The 17,586-nt window shown below is 39.3% G+C and carries 17 protein-coding genes and 3 pseudogenes; 4 read left to right on the plus strand and 16 right to left on the minus strand.

Annotated elements, in window-relative coordinates:
* The first annotated feature begins 2 nt into the window (after positions 1-2).
* Positions 3-1,034 (plus strand): DUF4435 domain-containing protein, encoded by a 1,032-nt coding sequence (locus tag J4864_RS00245; RefSeq protein WP_007368134.1) that lies wholly within the window; start codon positions 3-5, stop codon positions 1,032-1,034.
* A 130-nt stretch (positions 1,035-1,164) separates the two neighbouring features.
* Positions 1,165-1,953, plus strand: coding sequence for a Fic family protein (locus J4864_RS00250; protein WP_211814175.1), 789 nt, complete (start codon positions 1,165-1,167; stop codon positions 1,951-1,953).
* Between the two features lie 24 nt (positions 1,954-1,977).
* On the opposite strand, the gene J4864_RS00255 is transcribed toward J4864_RS00250, so the two are convergent.
* Positions 1,978-3,384, minus strand: a complete 1,407-nt coding sequence (locus tag J4864_RS00255; protein ID WP_246479392.1) for a DEAD/DEAH box helicase family protein — start codon at positions 3,382-3,384, stop codon at positions 1,978-1,980.
* A 100-nt stretch (positions 3,385-3,484) separates the two neighbouring features.
* Here J4864_RS00255 and rhuM point away from each other — a divergent pair, with 100 nt between their 5' ends.
* Positions 3,485-4,486 (plus strand): virulence RhuM family protein/type II toxin-antitoxin system death-on-curing family toxin, encoded by a 1,002-nt coding sequence (gene rhuM, locus J4864_RS00260; protein WP_211814176.1) that lies wholly within the window; start codon positions 3,485-3,487, stop codon positions 4,484-4,486.
* A 48-nt stretch (positions 4,487-4,534) separates the two neighbouring features.
* Here rhuM and J4864_RS00265 read toward each other — a convergent pair whose 3' ends face one another.
* The 10 genes and pseudogenes from J4864_RS00265 to fic form a co-directional block, all read right to left on the minus strand.
* Positions 4,535-5,011 (minus strand): phosphohydrolase, encoded by a 477-nt coding sequence (locus tag J4864_RS00265; protein ID WP_211814584.1) that lies wholly within the window; start codon positions 5,009-5,011, stop codon positions 4,535-4,537.
* A 29-nt stretch (positions 5,012-5,040) separates the two neighbouring features.
* Positions 5,041-5,286 (minus strand): annotated as a pseudogene (locus J4864_RS00270) (cell filamentation protein Fic); the annotation flags it as partial.
* Between the two features lie 232 nt (positions 5,287-5,518).
* Positions 5,519-5,977: a DUF6078 family protein gene (locus J4864_RS00275; protein ID WP_211814178.1), complete on the minus strand. Its 459-nt coding sequence runs from the start codon at positions 5,975-5,977 to the stop codon at positions 5,519-5,521.
* Positions 5,974-6,651 (minus strand): hypothetical protein, encoded by a 678-nt coding sequence (locus J4864_RS00280; protein ID WP_211814179.1) that lies wholly within the window; start codon positions 6,649-6,651, stop codon positions 5,974-5,976. The genes J4864_RS00275 and J4864_RS00280 overlap by 4 nt, the downstream gene beginning before the upstream one ends.
* Positions 6,652-6,903: 252 nt before the next feature.
* Positions 6,904-7,044 (minus strand): hypothetical protein, encoded by a 141-nt coding sequence (locus J4864_RS00285; protein WP_211814180.1) that lies wholly within the window; start codon positions 7,042-7,044, stop codon positions 6,904-6,906.
* A gap of 282 nt (positions 7,045-7,326) precedes the next feature.
* Positions 7,327-7,701, minus strand: coding sequence for a hypothetical protein (locus J4864_RS00290; RefSeq protein ID WP_211814181.1), 375 nt, complete (start codon positions 7,699-7,701; stop codon positions 7,327-7,329).
* Between the two features lie 90 nt (positions 7,702-7,791).
* Positions 7,792-8,010 (minus strand): hypothetical protein, encoded by a 219-nt coding sequence (locus J4864_RS00295; RefSeq protein WP_211814182.1) that lies wholly within the window; start codon positions 8,008-8,010, stop codon positions 7,792-7,794.
* 41 nt (positions 8,011-8,051) lie between these two features.
* Complete coding sequence (locus tag J4864_RS00300) at positions 8,052-9,248, minus strand: LPO_1073/Vpar_1526 family protein (RefSeq protein WP_211814183.1); 1,197 nt, start codon at positions 9,246-9,248, stop codon at positions 8,052-8,054.
* Positions 9,229-9,417 (minus strand): hypothetical protein, encoded by a 189-nt coding sequence (locus J4864_RS00305; RefSeq protein WP_004350115.1) that lies wholly within the window; start codon positions 9,415-9,417, stop codon positions 9,229-9,231. Before J4864_RS00305 ends, J4864_RS00300 begins: the two co-directional genes overlap by 20 nt.
* 76 nt (positions 9,418-9,493) lie before the next feature.
* Positions 9,494-10,180 (minus strand): annotated as a pseudogene (gene fic / locus J4864_RS00310) (protein adenylyltransferase Fic); the annotation flags it as partial.
* Positions 10,181-10,393: 213 nt separating this feature from the next.
* Here fic and J4864_RS00315 point away from each other — a divergent pair.
* A complete protein-coding gene (locus tag J4864_RS00315; RefSeq protein WP_246479394.1) occupies positions 10,394-11,581 on the plus strand; it encodes a transposase in 1,188 nt (395 codons plus the stop codon).
* 13 nt (positions 11,582-11,594) lie between these two features.
* On the opposite strand, the pseudogene J4864_RS11740 reads toward J4864_RS00315, so the two are convergent.
* The 5 genes and pseudogenes from J4864_RS11740 to J4864_RS00335 all read right to left on the minus strand — a co-directional run.
* Positions 11,595-11,814 (minus strand): annotated as a pseudogene (locus J4864_RS11740) (cell filamentation protein Fic); the annotation flags it as partial.
* Positions 11,815-11,824: 10 nt separating this feature from the next.
* Positions 11,825-12,901 (minus strand): Fic family protein, encoded by a 1,077-nt coding sequence (locus J4864_RS00320; protein ID WP_211814185.1) that lies wholly within the window; start codon positions 12,899-12,901, stop codon positions 11,825-11,827.
* Positions 12,902-12,929: 28 nt separating this feature from the next.
* Positions 12,930-13,148, minus strand: a complete 219-nt coding sequence (locus tag J4864_RS00325) for a helix-turn-helix domain-containing protein (RefSeq protein ID WP_211814186.1) — start codon at positions 13,146-13,148, stop codon at positions 12,930-12,932.
* Between the two features lie 63 nt (positions 13,149-13,211).
* Positions 13,212-16,682: an anti-phage protein Upx-like protein gene (locus tag J4864_RS00330; protein ID WP_211814187.1), complete on the minus strand. Its 3,471-nt coding sequence runs from the start codon at positions 16,680-16,682 to the stop codon at positions 13,212-13,214.
* A 273-nt stretch (positions 16,683-16,955) separates the two neighbouring features.
* A complete protein-coding gene (locus J4864_RS00335; protein WP_211814188.1) occupies positions 16,956-17,585 on the minus strand; it encodes a hypothetical protein in 630 nt (209 codons plus the stop codon).
* Between the last annotated feature and the right edge of the window lies 1 nt (position 17,586).

A 17,586-nucleotide genomic window follows, 5' to 3' on the forward strand; every position in this document is an offset into this window, starting at 1 on the left:
CGATGGGAAGAAGACTGAGCGACAACCTTTCGTCGGCCTACATTGAAGCGGCGAACCGGCTGAACGGGAAGCACGCGCGGAGGAAGATCATCGCCTATGTGGAGGCGTATGACGACATCTTCTTCTGGCGTACGGTGCTGAGCGGATTCGAGAATGAGGAACGCTACTTTGAAGTGATGCTGCCGTCACGGATCAACCTGACGAAGGGGAAGCGGTCGGTGCTGATGAACCTCGTTTCGAAGAACATGGGCGAGAACATGATTGCCTGTGTGGATGCCGACTACGACTATCTTCTTCAGGGAGCCACGCCTCTGTCGGCGGAGGTGAACGGCAACCCTTATGTCTTCCACACATACGCATACGCTATCGAAAACCTGCAATGCTATGCGCCGAGCCTGCACGACGTGACGGTGGCCGTGACGCTCAACGACCATGCCCTCTTCGACCTGGAGGAGTTCCTGAAGCAGTACAGTGAGATTGTCCATCCGCTCTTTGTGTGGAGCATCTGGCATTATCGGTGCGGAGTCCACCGGAGGTTCACCATCTCCGATTTCAACAGGGTGGTGGAGATAGGCAGCTTCTCTCTGCGGGGAGCAGCGAACTGTCTTCAGCATCTGCGCCACAAGGTTCAGATACGGGTACGGCAGCTGCAGCGTGAGAATCCCGGTGCGAAGGAGAGTTTCCTCAGGCTCAAGGATGAACTGCGGCTGCTGGGCGTGACGCCGGAGACCACCTACCTCTATGTGCAGGGACATCATCTTTTCGACAACATCGTCGTCCCGGTGCTGAAGCGTGTCTGCGACCGTCTGATCCGTGAGCGGGAAGAGGAGATAAACCGCAATGCCGTACACGATACGCAGCGTCGCAACGAACTGTCAAGTTACAGCCACAGTACGGAGGCGGTAGTCCCGATGCTGCGCCGCAACGTGGGCTATGCCGGCTCTGAACCGTTCCGAAGGCTTCGGGAGGACGTGGCCAGATTCCTGGAACAGGCGGCACGGCGGACAGGCGGCATACTGAAGAGCGGCTTCTGAAAAGCCGCCCCGCTGATGGCGCAGCATTGATGTTTATAATTTCAATCCCTCTTATTGCCCGCTTTTTAGCAGAATAATTGTTTTACTCCGCATAAGTTGGTACATTTGCCGTCATAAACACAAGATGATCATGAATAAGCAAGATTTTTTAGATATACTGGAAGAGCATGGGAAACTGGGCTTCCAAGAACAGATAGACTACGACAAGTTCTGTCTGTATTCCATCGTGACACATTCAACGGCCATAGAAGGCTCTACAATGACCGAGATCGACAATCAGCTGCTGTTTGACGAGGGGATTTCTGCCAAAGGCAAAAGCATAGTCGAGCAGAATATGAATCTCGACTTGAAGGCTGCCTATGAAAGAAGCATGGAATTAGCCAGGACCCATACTCCATTTTCTGTTGGCGTATTGAAGCACCTGTCTTCTCTGGTCATGAGAAGGACTGGTGGGGTAGTCAATGGCATGGGAGGCTCTTTCGATTCCTCGCGGGGAGATTTGCGTCTCGTCAACGTAACTGCCGGGGCTGGGGGAAAGACATATTTGAATTACCTTAAAGTACTGCAGAGACTGGCTGTTTTCTGTAGGGAAATGAATGAAAGACGCGAGCAGCTATTAAAGCAGCCGGATGTATATGAACAATACAAGCTGAGCTTCGATGCTCACCTGAATCTGGTAACAATCCACCCATGGGTAGATGGAAACGGAAGGATGTCAAGGCTGGTCATGAATCATCTTCAAAATGAATTTGGGCTTATACCCAGCAAGGTGCTAAAGGAAGACAAGGGGGAATATCTTAAATCCTTGATTTTATCAAAGGAGAAAGAAAGTGAAGTGCCATTCCGGGAGTTTATGTTTGAAGAGCACGCTGGAAATCTCCGTCAGGAGATTGAAAATTACAAGATGTCTATGGAATAGGAGGATTAGGGTGAAAGGTTAACTTCATTTCTTATCCATTAACGCTTCTATCAGTTCTGCGGCTAATCGTGCATTATCTGAAAGTTTAATGATATTGTCTTCTTCTGTTGAGAAACCGAGCAGGTGAATGCCGCCGTACCAGACGATGGATCTGTCGATGATGGCACAACTGTGAGAGAGGGTTTTATTCGTATTCACAGTGACACCTAATGACTTCAGATAATCGGTCTGTTCGTCAGACTGCTTAGACAGTACAATGATGTTAATGCCATTGACAAGTAAGTTTTTAAACATATCGGTGAGCTGGTTCTGCTGAACATGATACAGCTTCGGAGACGAGATGATAATGGAGTGTCTGGCAGCAAGAAGGTCTTTACAGAAAGGTACAAAGAATGTCTTGCCATTGAAAATCTGTCCTTCGCTGCTTGCGAGGTCAAGGTTGGGTAAAGAATCAAATAATGTTGGCGAAGATACATCTGCCACCTTGTAGCCAATAGAGGCGTAACCTCTCAGGCGGCGTTTGTACATACTGTCATAAACAGGGTGATGAAGGTCAATGTAATCGTAGATACGCACATCTATTTTGCCGGGGTATTCACGATGAAGCCGACCGGCATACTGTGCCAGAAGTCCCTTCCATGAAATGGGCAGAGCAAGAAACAAGGTGTCTAATCGTGGGTGATCAAAACCTTCACCGACATATTTTCCCGTAGCTACAACTACCAGTTTGTTTTTTACCGGAACAATCCTCAATTGATGAAGTGCGGTCTTTTTCTCTTTAGCAGTGCCGGACCCCGTCAACCGAATGACATCTTTGCCCCTGTCATGCAACATCTGCGAAAGGATTTCAACGTGTGCCGTCCTACTGGTGAGGATCATTGGGATACGTCCGGCATCTACTGCCTTACACACATCATCAACAATCAGATTGTTACGAACCTCATCATCCACCAAAGACTGATAAAGCGAGCTGATATTCTGTTTATCTTCTGTAAGTGGCCGGAAAGATGTAAACCGAGGAATAAAGTAACGATGGAAACCTTGCTGTGCCATCAGGCCTGCTGCATCGGCAGAGAACCGGATAGGGCCGCACTGCATAAAAATAATGGGCTGATGACCGTCTTTTCTAATCGGTGTAGCAGTTAATCCATACACGTAACGAGCCGTCACGCCTTTCAACACACGCTCAAAAGTAACGGAAGAGACATGGTGACACTCATCAACTATCACCATTCCATAATCACGTACAAACGGTTTCACCTCATCTCCATCTAAACACGATTGCATCAAGGCGACGTCTATCATTCCATGTAAGACATTACCTGTAGAATCAAGACAACCAATAGGCGAAAAAGCCTTATACCTTCCTCTTCTTTTCGGGCGATCTGGCTTTTGATAATCAATATTAATAAAAATATCGGTATGAGACATAAGAAGATAGAGGCATCTTAGGAGGAACTCCAATTTGTTATAATGGAATGCTGTACAGACAGAAAAATTATGTAACTTTGCGCCCAAACAAGTAATAACTATGAACGAGCCAACAAACCTAAACAACGAAATTGTAATCTATCAGAGTGAAGACGGACAAACACAGCTTGATGTCAAGCTGGAGGGAGAGAGCGTCTGGCTAAATCGGCAGCAGATGGCTGAACTATTCGGCAGAGATGTGAAGACCATTGGCAAACACATTAACAATGCATTACAGGAAGAGTTGAACGATGGAATTTCAACTGTCGCAAATTTTGCGACAGTTCAAAAAGAAGGAGAAAGACTCGTGAATCGTTCTATAGAACATTATAATCTTGATGTGATTATCTCTGTCGGTTATCGAGTAAAGAGTAAGCGAGGTGTAGAATTCCGACGTTGGGCTAACAACGTCCTGAAGCAGTATCTCATCAAAGGGTATGCCGTGAACGAACGCCTCCGCCAGCAGCAGATAGCCGAACTGCGACAACTGGTGCAGGTGGTGGGCAGGACGATAGAGCAGCAGCCTGTCTCCACAAACGACGAGAACCATGCCCTCTTTGATGTGATAGTGGATTATACCTATGCCCTTGACACACTGGATGACTATGACTATCAACGGCTGAACATCAACAAGACAACCAGTGAGGAACTCTTCCATGCCACTTATGAGAACGCCATGCACGAGATAGAGATTCTCCGTGAGAAGTTCGGTGGATCAGCTCTCTTCGGTAACGAGAAAGACGAATCCTTCAAAAGCTCTATTGGACAGATCTATCAGACTTTCGGCGGTGTGGAGCTATATCCCAGTGTAGAAGAGAAAGCTGCCATGCTGCTCTATCTCGTAACCAAAAACCACTCGTTCTCTGACGGTAACAAACGCATTGCCGCTACGCTTTTCCTCTGGTTTATGAACAACAATGGCATCCTCTATCATAAAAACGGTTCCAAGCGCATTGCCGACAATACGCTCGTTGCGCTCACGCTCATGATTGCCGAGAGCCGGACGGAGGAGAAAGATGTCATGGTAAAGGTAGTGGTGAACCTGATTAACAAGAACAACTGAGAACGATCTACCTTCTTAGTTTTGCTTTCCTCATAGTTATATGTGATGTTATATTTTATTCAGATAATCGTACTCCTTTTTGTAACGTGCTACTCGTTCATAATCCTTTTCTGTTGGGTTAGGCAGACGAGACAGATCCATATTATGCGTAAGGTCGTGCAGCTTTACGGCGGTTGCGAGAGGGTTGTCTTTGATACGATGGATATACGTTTCCCTATCAGGTGCGAAGTGGTGATTGAGTAACCGCAAAGCCACAGTTAACTCTTCTCTTTCTGCAGCAGACAGCAGTGTTCCCAGCTTCTCTTCCAATAAGTTCAGAACCTCATCGACCGTGTTCGGAGTATCTTCGCTTGCATCATGGAGATAGCCGACCACTTGTTCTTGCCAGGTTTGTCCCATCTTAGCAACAATCGTAAGATGCCCGCTGAAGTAATCTACTCCAGCTTTGTCCACCTGTCTTTTGTGTAACTGACGAGCCAAGGCGGCAGCACACCTCACGAGTTCTTTTCCCTTGTTAACAGATATGCTCATAACGCATTAATCGTTGTTTTCTATTCTGGAGTTTGCAGTTTCAACTGGTTAGTGGCACTAACCAGTTCACTGTTTACTTTCTTCAACTTTGTTTTGAGATACTTCCAATATTTTCTCGTCTTTTGATAATCATCCTGCTCGTTGATGGCAGCAATGATGTCCAGCACAGAGTACCACCGTTTATTGCGTTCCTCGTCCCATATCGCCCTTACTTCACGGTCCTTGAAAGAGTGAATCGACTTCTTATGTTGCTCTGGGTGCTCTGTCATAAGTCAGGTCTTAATAGCATAAGATGATGATTGCAAAGATAGTAAAAAGGTTTGAAAGGGGGCTTGCATGTGAGAGGTCTGTTATTGATTAGGTGAGAAATAAGGATGGTATAATGAAGTTTCTGTTATGCTAAGACCAAAGTTTCATAATAATGAAACTCGATTTTCATTTCAACGAAACTTTAGTTTCATATGTATGAAACTTTTGGTTCGTATTGATGAAACTCTTATTTTATGCTGACTTGTAGATACGCATGAGGATAGGATATTGTTCTTCATAGCGATCGAATTCTATTTTAGAACCGTCATACCCTGCATTTGTAAAGGCTTCTCTTATCTCTCGCTGTTCACGTTCAGTCAGGACACGTTCCTTTCGTTTAATCCGGTAATAGGCTGTGCGGCCAAAGGTGTAGATAAGATTCTGTCGGATATCACTTAAATCGGCCACCCGCACGTTGTCATAGATGCGTGAGATGCCCCATGCAAAACGTTCCTTGCGGTCGGGGGCGAAGAAAGGACAGGATTGCTTTTCCGTTATCACTTTCTCGTTCACCACCATATACCGCTCCCGTGTACTTGTTCCGAGCATCGTGTAGGCAGTATGATGCAAACACTGGCTGGCTTTCTCGCAGTGAGTGCCAGCACAGTGTGCATAGTCGTAGGATAATTGGTCGTATTCTTCTTGGGTCATAGGAATAGTAGTTTATCAAGTGAAAAAGAATGATTACTTATATTTTTTGTTTTTTTTGTAATGTAAGAATAAAAAAAAGTATTATCTTGTTTTGAGAAAGCTATAAAAAGGATTTTTGGAATATTACCATCATATATGCTACATGCTTTTTCAAAATAATTAGAGAGTTCCTTTCTATCCTCCTCATTAGCTTCAAACACCATCAAACACATCCCAGTATTAGGTAACAATAGTTTTTGGAAATCATATTTTATAGCTCCATATTTATCTTTTGTATCCGTGCATCCTCTATTCTTTTCCTCTTTACTTATATATCTTCTTTTGGTCCATTCAGATTCAACTGCAAGGACTATACTTTTTAGAAGATAACCGCCTTCTTCCTCTTGATACCAACATAAATCAAATAACCATTCCCAATTAACAAAATGCTTCTTCTTATGTTCTTTCAAGAAAGATTCCGACAAACTATGAGAGTATACCCTGTAACCTTCTTGATCTCCTAATTCTGTTAGTAGTTCAAATAGTTTCGTTGTTTTATCTCTCTTACACTCTATTATTTTACCATTACTATCAAGGAAAAAATCTTTCCATTTTTCTATTAACTTCTTAACAATATTTTCAAATACTAACGTAGGAAAATCTGTTATTGCTCCTTTTGCTTCTATCCACCTCATATTGATAAAAAAATCGCAGCAACCCATTGCTGGATTACTGCGATTATATTAGTTGTTATATTATTTCACTTCTTCGAATTTATTCTATACTGATTATCAATGATTTATATTTGTATGGTACAAAAATGTTTCCTCAATTTGAGTAGTATTGATTAGAAATCATCTTGGATGTTGTCACCCATCCAGATACTCTATACTCTCATATTATGAGCATACGGATATAAATGGAATTGATAAACTCGTATTGGAGGCTTATTTATGAAATATCCACCTGTTTCCTTTTTCAAAATAATATGCATATATTTCAGCCCATTTTCTTTTACCATTGGGTATAAGAATGGGAATTCCACCAGAAATAGTTTCTTTTGTAAGTGGAACATAAAAAAGTTCCATGATATCTTTTAATCCACTAAAAATATATCGTAATAGAAACCTCTCCTTAGAATATATTTGGGTCTTCCGGAATTTGGAGTGATAATAATTGGTTATTAATAATCAACTACTTACACCATTGCTCATATATGTTAAACCCTTTATATACGGAGAATTATAATCATAATGTGCTAATTAGTAGTGCAGGAGTTACTATAACTTATAGATTCACTTCATTTAGTCTAAATCCATTATTAATGAGAAGATTATGAAGAGATTTTTGTCTCAAACTTTGAGTATCATTCATAGGTTATCACTCCAAATTCCGGAAGACCCATATATTTCTTCCCATTGTTCAAAAGCAATGCCATAAAATGGCTGATGATTATCACCTTTGAGATTTGTCAGGACAATACCTCCTTGAATCAGATTATATTGAGTATGTGTAATAGCATTCCTTAAATTTTTATTGTATGCCTCATTCAACAGCTTTTGAGAATTAGGAACTTTTGAAAACTTTGCAATAATAGCGTCTTTTATATAATTGCTTCTTGTATTTCTTGTCTTGCTATCAATATCTAATTCCCAATCGTAATTCTCGCCATTAAGAATATGACTGATCTCTTTCAGTGTCTTTAGGAAATAACCATTTTCCCAAATCAATTGATACCTATGCATTTCTTCTTCTATGGATTGTTCAAAATCCGTCGTACCATTAAAAAAGATAGATCTTAATTTTACAAAGCACTCATTATCATTTGTTTTTTTTCAAATACCTGGATAAACTATCTGATTAAGTTGCTGCATATAGTTTATTCCTGTTTCCCCAGGATCCAAACAAGGAGCGCCCAAACCTATGAAACCATTTTGTTGACATACTAACAAATCACCAGGGTGCTTCATTGTCTGTTTGCAAATATTGAAAAGTTCGCAAATAATTAACCTTACTCCTTCGTTATATTTATCAACAAAAGTTTCTCTTATCATGTGGTATAATTTTTAGACATTATAGATAATGGATTTATCTTTTAATACATACTTGGGATAGTAGGATATTTCGTCCTAATATATGCATTTGCAATAGCAACTCCAATGGGTGTTATTGTAAAAAATATTGGTAGTTGATTCCACCAGATTCGCACATTTCTTAAATTTTCATAATTATCCCATTCTTTGATGAGCTTTGAAGTCAATGATTCAACATTTCGCCCATCCTTGTATGTTATTTCTGAAAGATGCTTAAATGCAAGGAATTGTTCTCGATTTAGAGGAATATCTAACTCTTGTGCTCCAAGATTTACTTTAATACTAATACTATTCCCCTCAGTAAAAGCCTCAGGTGGATACGCACATATAAGGAACCCTTCTCTTAAAGGATGCTCTTTAAATAACGGCATTTCGATTTTCAGAACCTTTTTATTATCTCCATTATCTTCATTAAGTTCTGCTATTTCCTCTTTGGGGTCATAGAGCCCAACCCTATGTAGTTCTGAGAGTATCTCATTATATTCCTGTGAATTTCGTTCTATTCCCATAGGTAAATATGCTAATTGATTAGATAGGAATTCTTCCATTTTCTTAAAAGATTGTATTCCCGAAGAACCCATTCGAACTGCAGAAAGCACATCCAAATTTTCTATCCATTGTGTACCAACAGGCAATTCTATATCATTAAGGATACTCTTATATAGATTATCAAGAGTTTTTAATCCTTGATGTATGTCAAAGGATTTTGACTCATATCTATCTATTGCGTAGAAGGTTGAAAGCCCTATTAAACTGGATTCTGGAATTTGATCTATGATTTCTATAGCTTTTGTTATACCTAATGTTCGCTCTCTTTTACCATTTTGTTCGGCTCTATGAACGATTAATTCAGAAAGCATATCTAAGTCTCTTTCTTCTCCACTTGATGCAGCTGATATTTGCGCTTTTCTTAAAACAAATTGAAAAGCAGGATCACCGAATATCTTTAAGGTTTCATCATGCTGTTTCATCTTTGGTATTAGTTTGTCCTCTAATGCCATTACACGTTCTTGGGCAATACCTTGGGCCTCTTGAGTCCAATTAGCTTTTGCAATGGCATATTCTTCCTTACAAATAGTACGGGCACGTTCTTCATCAATCCCAACAATATTTGTGGTATTATAATAATTATTTACAGTCCCAGCTTGTACCTGCGTAGAATTATCACCAGCAGTTTGCTCACTTTTGTTTATCTCCATAGTAATTATTTATAATTCCTGTTTGACTTTGTGTGGCATTATCACCTGCGCTTTGTTTTAAATTAGCCTTTTGGTGGATTCCTATTTTGTAGCCAGTAAATCCACCAAGTAAAAATGTAACTATAAGAACCAATATATTAGTGCCGATTCCTTCAAATATCCATTCCATATTTTTCAATATTAATTTTGTTGTAAATATAATTAATTTCATCAAAAAATAATAGGATGATGTTTCTTCATATAAATCAATCCTTTTGTTCGTAATAGTATGAATAGTCAATACCTTTCATAAACATTTCTCGGTCATCAATCTTAGTGGTGAGAGCAGGCTTTACCAAAGCTTTGATCTGTGTACTATCAGATATACTCTCACGCATTGCAGACAAATATTCGTTCTTATCAATTTGGCTCCAATCCACACACCGTTTTAGTGAACGCTTCAGCATAAGGTCAAGCCAAATACGAGTGCTGCGACCATTGCCTTCCATGAATGGATGGGCGACGTTCATTTCAACATATTTGTCCATTATCTCATCAAAGGTTGTTTCGGGCATTCGTTCAATTGCTTGCAGCGTATCGGGGAAGTGCATACAATTAGCGAAAGTAAAACCTCCTTTTGAAATATTCTTGGTACGGATTTGTCCTGCAAAGTCATACAGTCCTCCAAAGAGATAAGCGTGTATCTGTTGCAGACACTTAATACTGCCAGGTTCTGCCGTTTGCAAGATACCACTTTCAAAAAGCTGATAAGCCTTTTTCTTGCTCTGTCCATCAATAGTGTTATCACTATAGAGGAACCAGTCAAGAAAGTTCGTAGCCTTGGTATTGTTGATATGCTTTGCCAAAAGGGTTACACCCTCTGCATCAAACGTATCTGTCTTATAAGACTTCCCGTCAAAGGTTTTTAGCTTCAGTTGGTTAGTAGCACTACAATAGTCCGTTAAATTTTCGCGGTTTGCGAAGCTTTCGTCCCTAAGGCAACAGAAATTGTGGCAGAAAGAAAACATGATAAGTCTCTGAAAAAGAGTAGATCAAATAACAAAATACAACACAATAAAATCGGCTATCTCATTGAATTTCAGTAACTTTACAAATGTAAAAAGACAATAAAGTTTATGCTGATAACCAACTTGATTAGCCGATATATGAAGCTCTGCAAAGCAGCATTCAGTGCCGAAGATGGAGCAAAGTTAAGCAAAAGTATCCAGACAAACATCATGGAAATGCTTTTTCTTTTGATGGTCATCCCAAGGAGATGCAATTTCACGCAGATGGGACGCTATGGCAATCGTGGCGAGCAGTGCTATCGGCAGACGGCAGAGCGCAGCGTGGACTGGCTTGAGATGAACATGTGGCTGAGTGCTTTCGCCTTCAAAAAAGGCAAGGGTCGCAATGCCATCGTCATAGACCCGAGCTTCATCAGGAAGGCTGGGAATCATACCCCATACGTGGGTACGTTTTGGTCGGGCTGTGCAGGTGCGGTAAAGCACGGTCTTGAGATCCTCGGCATCGGTGTGATAGACGTGGACCTGCATGAGTGCATGATGCTCAAGGCTGTGCAGACCACATTGGAAAAAGGCGAGGAGAAAAAAGAGATGAGCCTGTACGACTGGTATGCCAAGGTGTTGGAGGACGACAAGGTAAGGCTGCAGCGTATCTGCAAGGTTCTTGTCGCCGACTCAGCCTTCTCCAAAAGACCCTTCATCGACAAGGTAATGAAGATGGGATTCCATGCTGTGAGCCGCCTGCGTCACGACGCAGCCTTGTTCTACACATGGGACGGGGAACCCACGGGAAAGCCCGGCCGTCCTCGTGTCAAAGGTGACAAGATTGACGTGAGTAACATCGATATGTCTAAAGTCGAAAAGCTTGAGCTGGAGGAGACTTCCGGAAAGGCTTATGCGCTCAAGGCATGGTGCAAGTCCTTGCACAGGGTCGTTTCGCTTGTCATCCACGAGTTGCCCAACGGTGTCCGCCGTCTGTACTTCGCTACGGATGAGAACATGGGCGGACGCGACGTGGTGGAATATTACACCACACGTTTCCAGGAGGAGTTCTGCTTTCGCGACGCAAAGCAATTCCTCGGCCTTACAGATTGTCAGGCACGCGACAGGAGAAAACTTGACTTTGCCTTCAACTCTTCATTCACGGCACTCAATGTGGCCAAGATCATGTGCAAGGAACTTGGCACGTCCATCGGTCGACTTAAAGCGCAGATGGTCAATGCCTACTATGCACAACGAATTATTGACGTGTTCGAGAAAAACCCGAACACGCCTTTAAATAAAGAAAGTATTAATGAGATATTTAATTTCGATGCTGACGCAGCATAAAAATTAACGGAGTATTGAGCACTAACCAACTGACTATTTTCTTTTCTTAGTTTGGTTTTGAGATACTTCCAATAGTTTCTCGTCTTTTGGTAATCATCTTGCTCGTTAATCGCAGCAATGATGTCCAGCACAGAGAACCACCACTTACTGTGTTCCTCGTCCCACACCGCCCTAACTTCACGGTCGTTGAAAAAACGAATAGATTTTTTATATTGTTCTTTACGCGCTTCCATAAATGGGAATTTAGTTGTTCGTTTTATTATTTTTTATCTCCCAATAGCCATTGCGCTTACCATTTTTGCGTTCAATAATGCCACGTTCTGACAAACGCGTTGTCATACGTTTTACGGTTCGCTCAGACTTACCTATATGCACAGCAATTTCCTTTTGCGTTGCTTGTGGTTTCTCCTTGACAAACTTTATAAGTGCTACTTCTTCCAAAGTGCAATCCAAAGTGTCATTATGGCTCTTTGGAACTTCCAGACTGGCACTTTGAACCAAATGCTTTGGTGCTTCTATATGTAGAAGTCTGTTCTTTAGTTCATTCTGCTCACCTAATATCAAATTGCGAAAGAAAGCTTCAAGGTATTGCGTTGTAGCAAAGACGCCTTTAGGCATATTGTTATAGTTGGCTCGAACCAGTGCGTTACGAAAATACCACGAATAGTTAGCAAAGGTTTCGTTACTGATGTCGAAACCAAATGTACGCAGATACTTAATGGTAAAAACTGCCGTTGTACGGGTATTGCCCTCCCCGAACGGATGAATTTGCCAAAGGTCAGAAACAAATTGTGAGATATGGCTCACAGCTTCTGCTATATCATGATGCTTATAATCGTATTCTTTTTCACGGGCAAAGTCGTAATCCAGCGTTTCACGGATACTATCAGCACCAGCATATAGTACCGTTTCTCCATTCAACACCCATTCCTTTTTCGTAATGTTATAATCTCTTATCTTTCCTGCATGCTCATAGATACCTTCAAACAAACGACGATGAATCGAAATATATTCCAATGGCGAGAACGTAAAGCTCTGTTCAGATAGTAATTCGGTAATACGAGCCGAAACTTTATCTGCTTCCTCTGTTCTGTCTTCTACGTTCTTACGGGCTGTCATCGACTCATAATAGCTATTGACAAGCCGCTTTACCTCTTCAATCGTAATATCGCCCTCAATATGTTGACAAGCTGTTTGACGCAGATAGTCTGAAGTCTTCAGCCCATCAACAGCCTGCAAACCAATAGCAGTCTGCCACGCATAACCTTTCTCTCGTTTATGCGGTTCGCTCTGTCGGATATATTTTTCAAAGTCAGTCATCTTGCTACCTAAATTAAATGTCCCAACATTAATTCTTAACTTTCTTATCCACAAACACAATAAGGTCAATTGGCTCAACTTGCAATATATCGGCTATCTGAGCAATCATATCAAGACTCGGTTGACGGTGGTTGCCCACATAGGCATTGCCCATTGCAAAGCTCTTGCCCAATTGCTCTGCTAGCCACGTCTGCTTAATACCTTTCTCATTAAGTACCTCTTTGATTCGATTGTTTGGAGTTTTCATAATTATTCCCTTATCAATTACAAAAATAACAAATATTATTTGATAAACAAAAAAATGAGGAGTTTACTCAAACAAAATTGAGGGATTCTCTATGATTTCAAGCAATGACATTTCTACAACCCCGTGTTCCATATTCTCCATATATTTATGCGAAGATTTATGATGTGTCATAAATATCATTTTTATACGATAAGCTTCATCCATAGATGGGTAAATCTTCTTTAGTTGCATTTTTTCTTTATCCAACCACTCACATCGCTCGTAAACATGAATAAGTTTATATCTATATGTCTTTATTGCACACAAGAACTCATAGGGTGTGCGGCATTCTATAAAGTCTTTTAACTCAATGCCTACTATCACTTTATTTTCATCATTTTTTAGTAATAAATCAAAATCGCCTATATTTTTATCTTCATTTACCAAAACCTCATTTTTCCCAATTTTTACTTCCATCTTAACATCAGAATTAGGAAGTTCTTTACTCAGGAAAACAAACACTGCTTCATTAAAGGCTTTACCTTTCTTGTCATTTACCTTACTTTCAAATGTTGTCATTTCCTTTGATGAACATGATAAGCGACCATTCCTTATCCTTTCGTACAAGACAATGTGTGAACGATATATAGATTTATATGAATAAAGTACATGTCCGTCATATATTATCCAAGGTCGGGTAGCAAGTTCTAATTTTCTATTATGACGAGTAGCATAAGTATCTGAAAAATTAAACTTTTTATCACGCCCTATTTGTTGTGCTAACTCACCATATAGCATAAAATGTTCTTTAAAAGGTTGGTATTTATCTGTACCTATACCATTATTAAAAACATAATCAATAAAGGTTTGCAGCTCAAAATTTGCTATTACTACATTCTCTTCATTTACCAAGTCTATAGATTTAGTTATTATATTCTTATAATCGCTATAACTTATTCCATATTCAGCAACAAAGGCTCGTTCAAAGGTCTTATCTTTTATATCTATTTCAAAATCTGGCACATGAATACCCATCTTTATTAGACGATCCTGCTCATAAAACTGCTCGCGACTAAAGTCTATCATATATTTATTTATATCATCTATGGCTGATAATTTTGCAATTCTACCATTCTCCAATATTTCTATTCCGTCATTATCATCGTGAGTATTATTCAATATATCCATAAACGTACTGAACACTTCCAATTGATGAGCTATAGAGAAGGCATAGTATATTTCATCAACTGATTCCAACTTATTCTCATTAAATGGTTGTCCAAGGACAATCTGTTCAATTATCCATTTACATAGTGCATTAGTTTCCTGATAACCTTGTTCAAAAGTATGCTGTTTTGTCTCATGAATTCCAATATAATCATATACCCTCTTATAATATATGTATCGGCTATTTGTTAAAGCCAGCCAGAATAATTGCCCATGATGCAGTTCCAATAACTTTATCAGCTCTCCTCTTTTTGACAGTTTCTCAAGTAGTGGCCTCAAGAGCTGATTCAAATATGTAATAATATCTTTTACTATTTTCTTTGAATCTTGTATATTATACTTGACCCCTTGGGGGGACCAGTTAAAATGCTCTTGAATGTTAGTTAATACAACATTATTGAAACGTTTACTGATAGTCATGCACCCCTTTAGACCATCGTCAATCACTGCAATTGAACCTTGAGATTCGTCAAACAAAAAATGACCACCAGTTTCTAAAAATACTTGTTTTAGATGATCCATAGTAAAATTTCTACCAGCAAGCCTCTTGTTCATGAACACTTCACATAGCCCTTTAACTATATAATATTCATCAATATTCAAATTATTTATATCAGATAGAGATATGTCTATTCTTAGTTCATTTCTCTTAAAATGAGAAAAATTAAAAGTGCCTTTTTCTGTTAAATTAATAAATATGGTTACAGGACACCTTAATACATGGATATTAAACTTTTCTTCTATTATAAATAGCCACATGCCAATGCTCTTTGCTATTTGAGCAGAGATTTGAGCATACTTATTAAAACTATAAAACAGCAACATATCCGCATCACGAAGTTTCACCAATAAATAGCTACCGTCATTCTTACTCAGGGAATTTATATAAAATGGTACTTCATCAGCAAAATCTGCTAAATGCTTCACAGTTTCAATCTTACTACAAATATATTCCACATGTTCATCCTTTTCCCATAAGAGCTTATATATGTCGTAAAGTAAAGGATTACCAGAGATAGTTAATCCTGTTGGAATTGCGATATCATCATCTACATAAAATGTCATCTCATGTTTATAATAAAAGCCAAAAATCTCAAAATCATTATTTATCGGTGCAAATCTTATCTTTCTTTTATCCTCTAGAAACCAGTAAAGATTATACAATCCTTTATTTAAAAGCTCTACTATCCACCCAAGTTGATCGACAGAGAACACTAATCCGATAGCTGCAATTGTTGAGCAGAACGATCCAAATGCCTTTGGTCCACAAAAAACGATAATATTAAGGACTTTACTTACATTGCTTATAGATTTTATTTGGGACTCATTATTGATAAGGCATTCTATGATTCGAGACGAAAGTTCATCAGTAACCCTCTCGGTCTCAAACATTTTGTCTAACTCTATTCTATCAGGAATATTCGTAACAAAGGTAAAGCTGGCGTATTTATCTATATCCAACCTATAAACCATATTCTTTACATCAGAATATTGTTTTATACCCTGGAGTTCTTCACAATTATCAAGCTTTATGGCAATTTCTTCCAAACATATTCTACCATAAGCATCTTCAAAATTTTCTTTACCCACGTTATTAACTAATGACTTAAAGAAAAAAGAATGCGCACAGAGTAACAAAGCATAAGGAGATAGTACTAAATAGCCTGTTTGGGTTTTGTAAAGAGGATACCATTCCAGTGGTCCACTTAATTGATTTTTATATATACTCAAATCTGAAAAAGGCTTATCCTTTTCATAAACCATTATTTCCAAACTTTTATCATCTAAATTATAACCTTTTAGAATTTTTAAAATATCACGGTCTGAAAATAACAAAGGATTATTCTTTAGTTCTTTGTTATTAGGAAAAATAAAATATTCATTGCATAATTCACCTAATTCATATCGCCCGTACCCAAATCTTTCACATATTATATCCGACATATCTAGCATAACGCGCCCTATTCTCATTAACTTATCATTCACCTCATATTTTCTGGCTATCATGTCCATTCTGCGAATAGCATATTGCTCACCTTCGCTCATCAAGGCATATACACTATATGATCTGTCCTCTGTTATACACTGATCTATACACAGATTAGCTTGAACTTCATCTGTTACACCTTTTGGTATAAGCTCATAAAATTCTTTCTTTAAAAATGTAACATCAATAGGCATATCGCCATTGCTGTTTTCTAATATATATCGTTGAATGATTGCAAGATTGTATTTCCATGCAGAGTTTTCCTTCATCCCCATCATGTATGACATACATGATAAAGCCTGCTGTTTGTCGTATTTATCTAAATAACTTAATTCTTTCATTTATAAAAATAAATGACATATATTATGCTAAATTACAAATATCTTAGATGCTTTTCGAACAAATCTTTAACAAGTTGAGCGCTACCATGTAACTTTCCCTTTCTCGCTAAGTACTGCCTTTATACGATTGTTTGGAGTTTTCATATCAATTTGCTTATGATTTACAAAAATAACAAATTTAATTTGATATACGATATAAAAGAGGATTTATTTCTCCTCTTTTATGTCGTATGCGTTTTATTTGGTTAATCAACTATTTTTCTTTGCATCAGACTATCTGCTTTCTGCTTTCTGCTTTAATCCTAATTCATGACCATCTATTTGCTTCTTAATATTTTTGATTGCAGTTTTGTTCCGATGAATGTCAAATACATCATTGAGCCATAAGATTTCTTTTGAGCTGCAACCTCGCCATACTCTGATGATACGGAACTTCAAGGCATCGTCTTTGTATTGCTGTTTGCTTTGCCATAGGAAGTAATTACCGACCAAAGAAACAAAACAAAGGATAGACACTGCCACCACAGCAGTAAAGACTTTCGACGACTTGATGTCAAAGCTATGTCTGTGAACCAGTTCCTGCGATTGTGGATGCTCTTTCTGCTCCTGCCACTCGTGCAACATGGTCAAGACGCTTGCCACCAATTTGTCCATGGATTTAGCCTCCTCGTCCTTGATGCGCACTTGCACACCAATATACTTGTTAATCACTTCTTTTGTTCGCTCTTCATACTGATTGAGCAATTCCTGTTCTTTCTGCTCATCACTTTGTGTTGGTGTAGATTGAACAGGGAGAAAGGCAGAGTTGTTCTTCTTTTCTTTCAGTTCATTTAGTTCTCTGTAAATTGTCTCCAGCTTGTTTTTGATTTCCTCAAAGAGGACAAATGTATTATTATCAGCCATA

Source organism: Prevotella multiformis, assembly GCF_018127985.1.
In the GTDB taxonomy this organism is placed as follows: domain Bacteria; phylum Bacteroidota; class Bacteroidia; order Bacteroidales; family Bacteroidaceae; genus Prevotella; species Prevotella multiformis.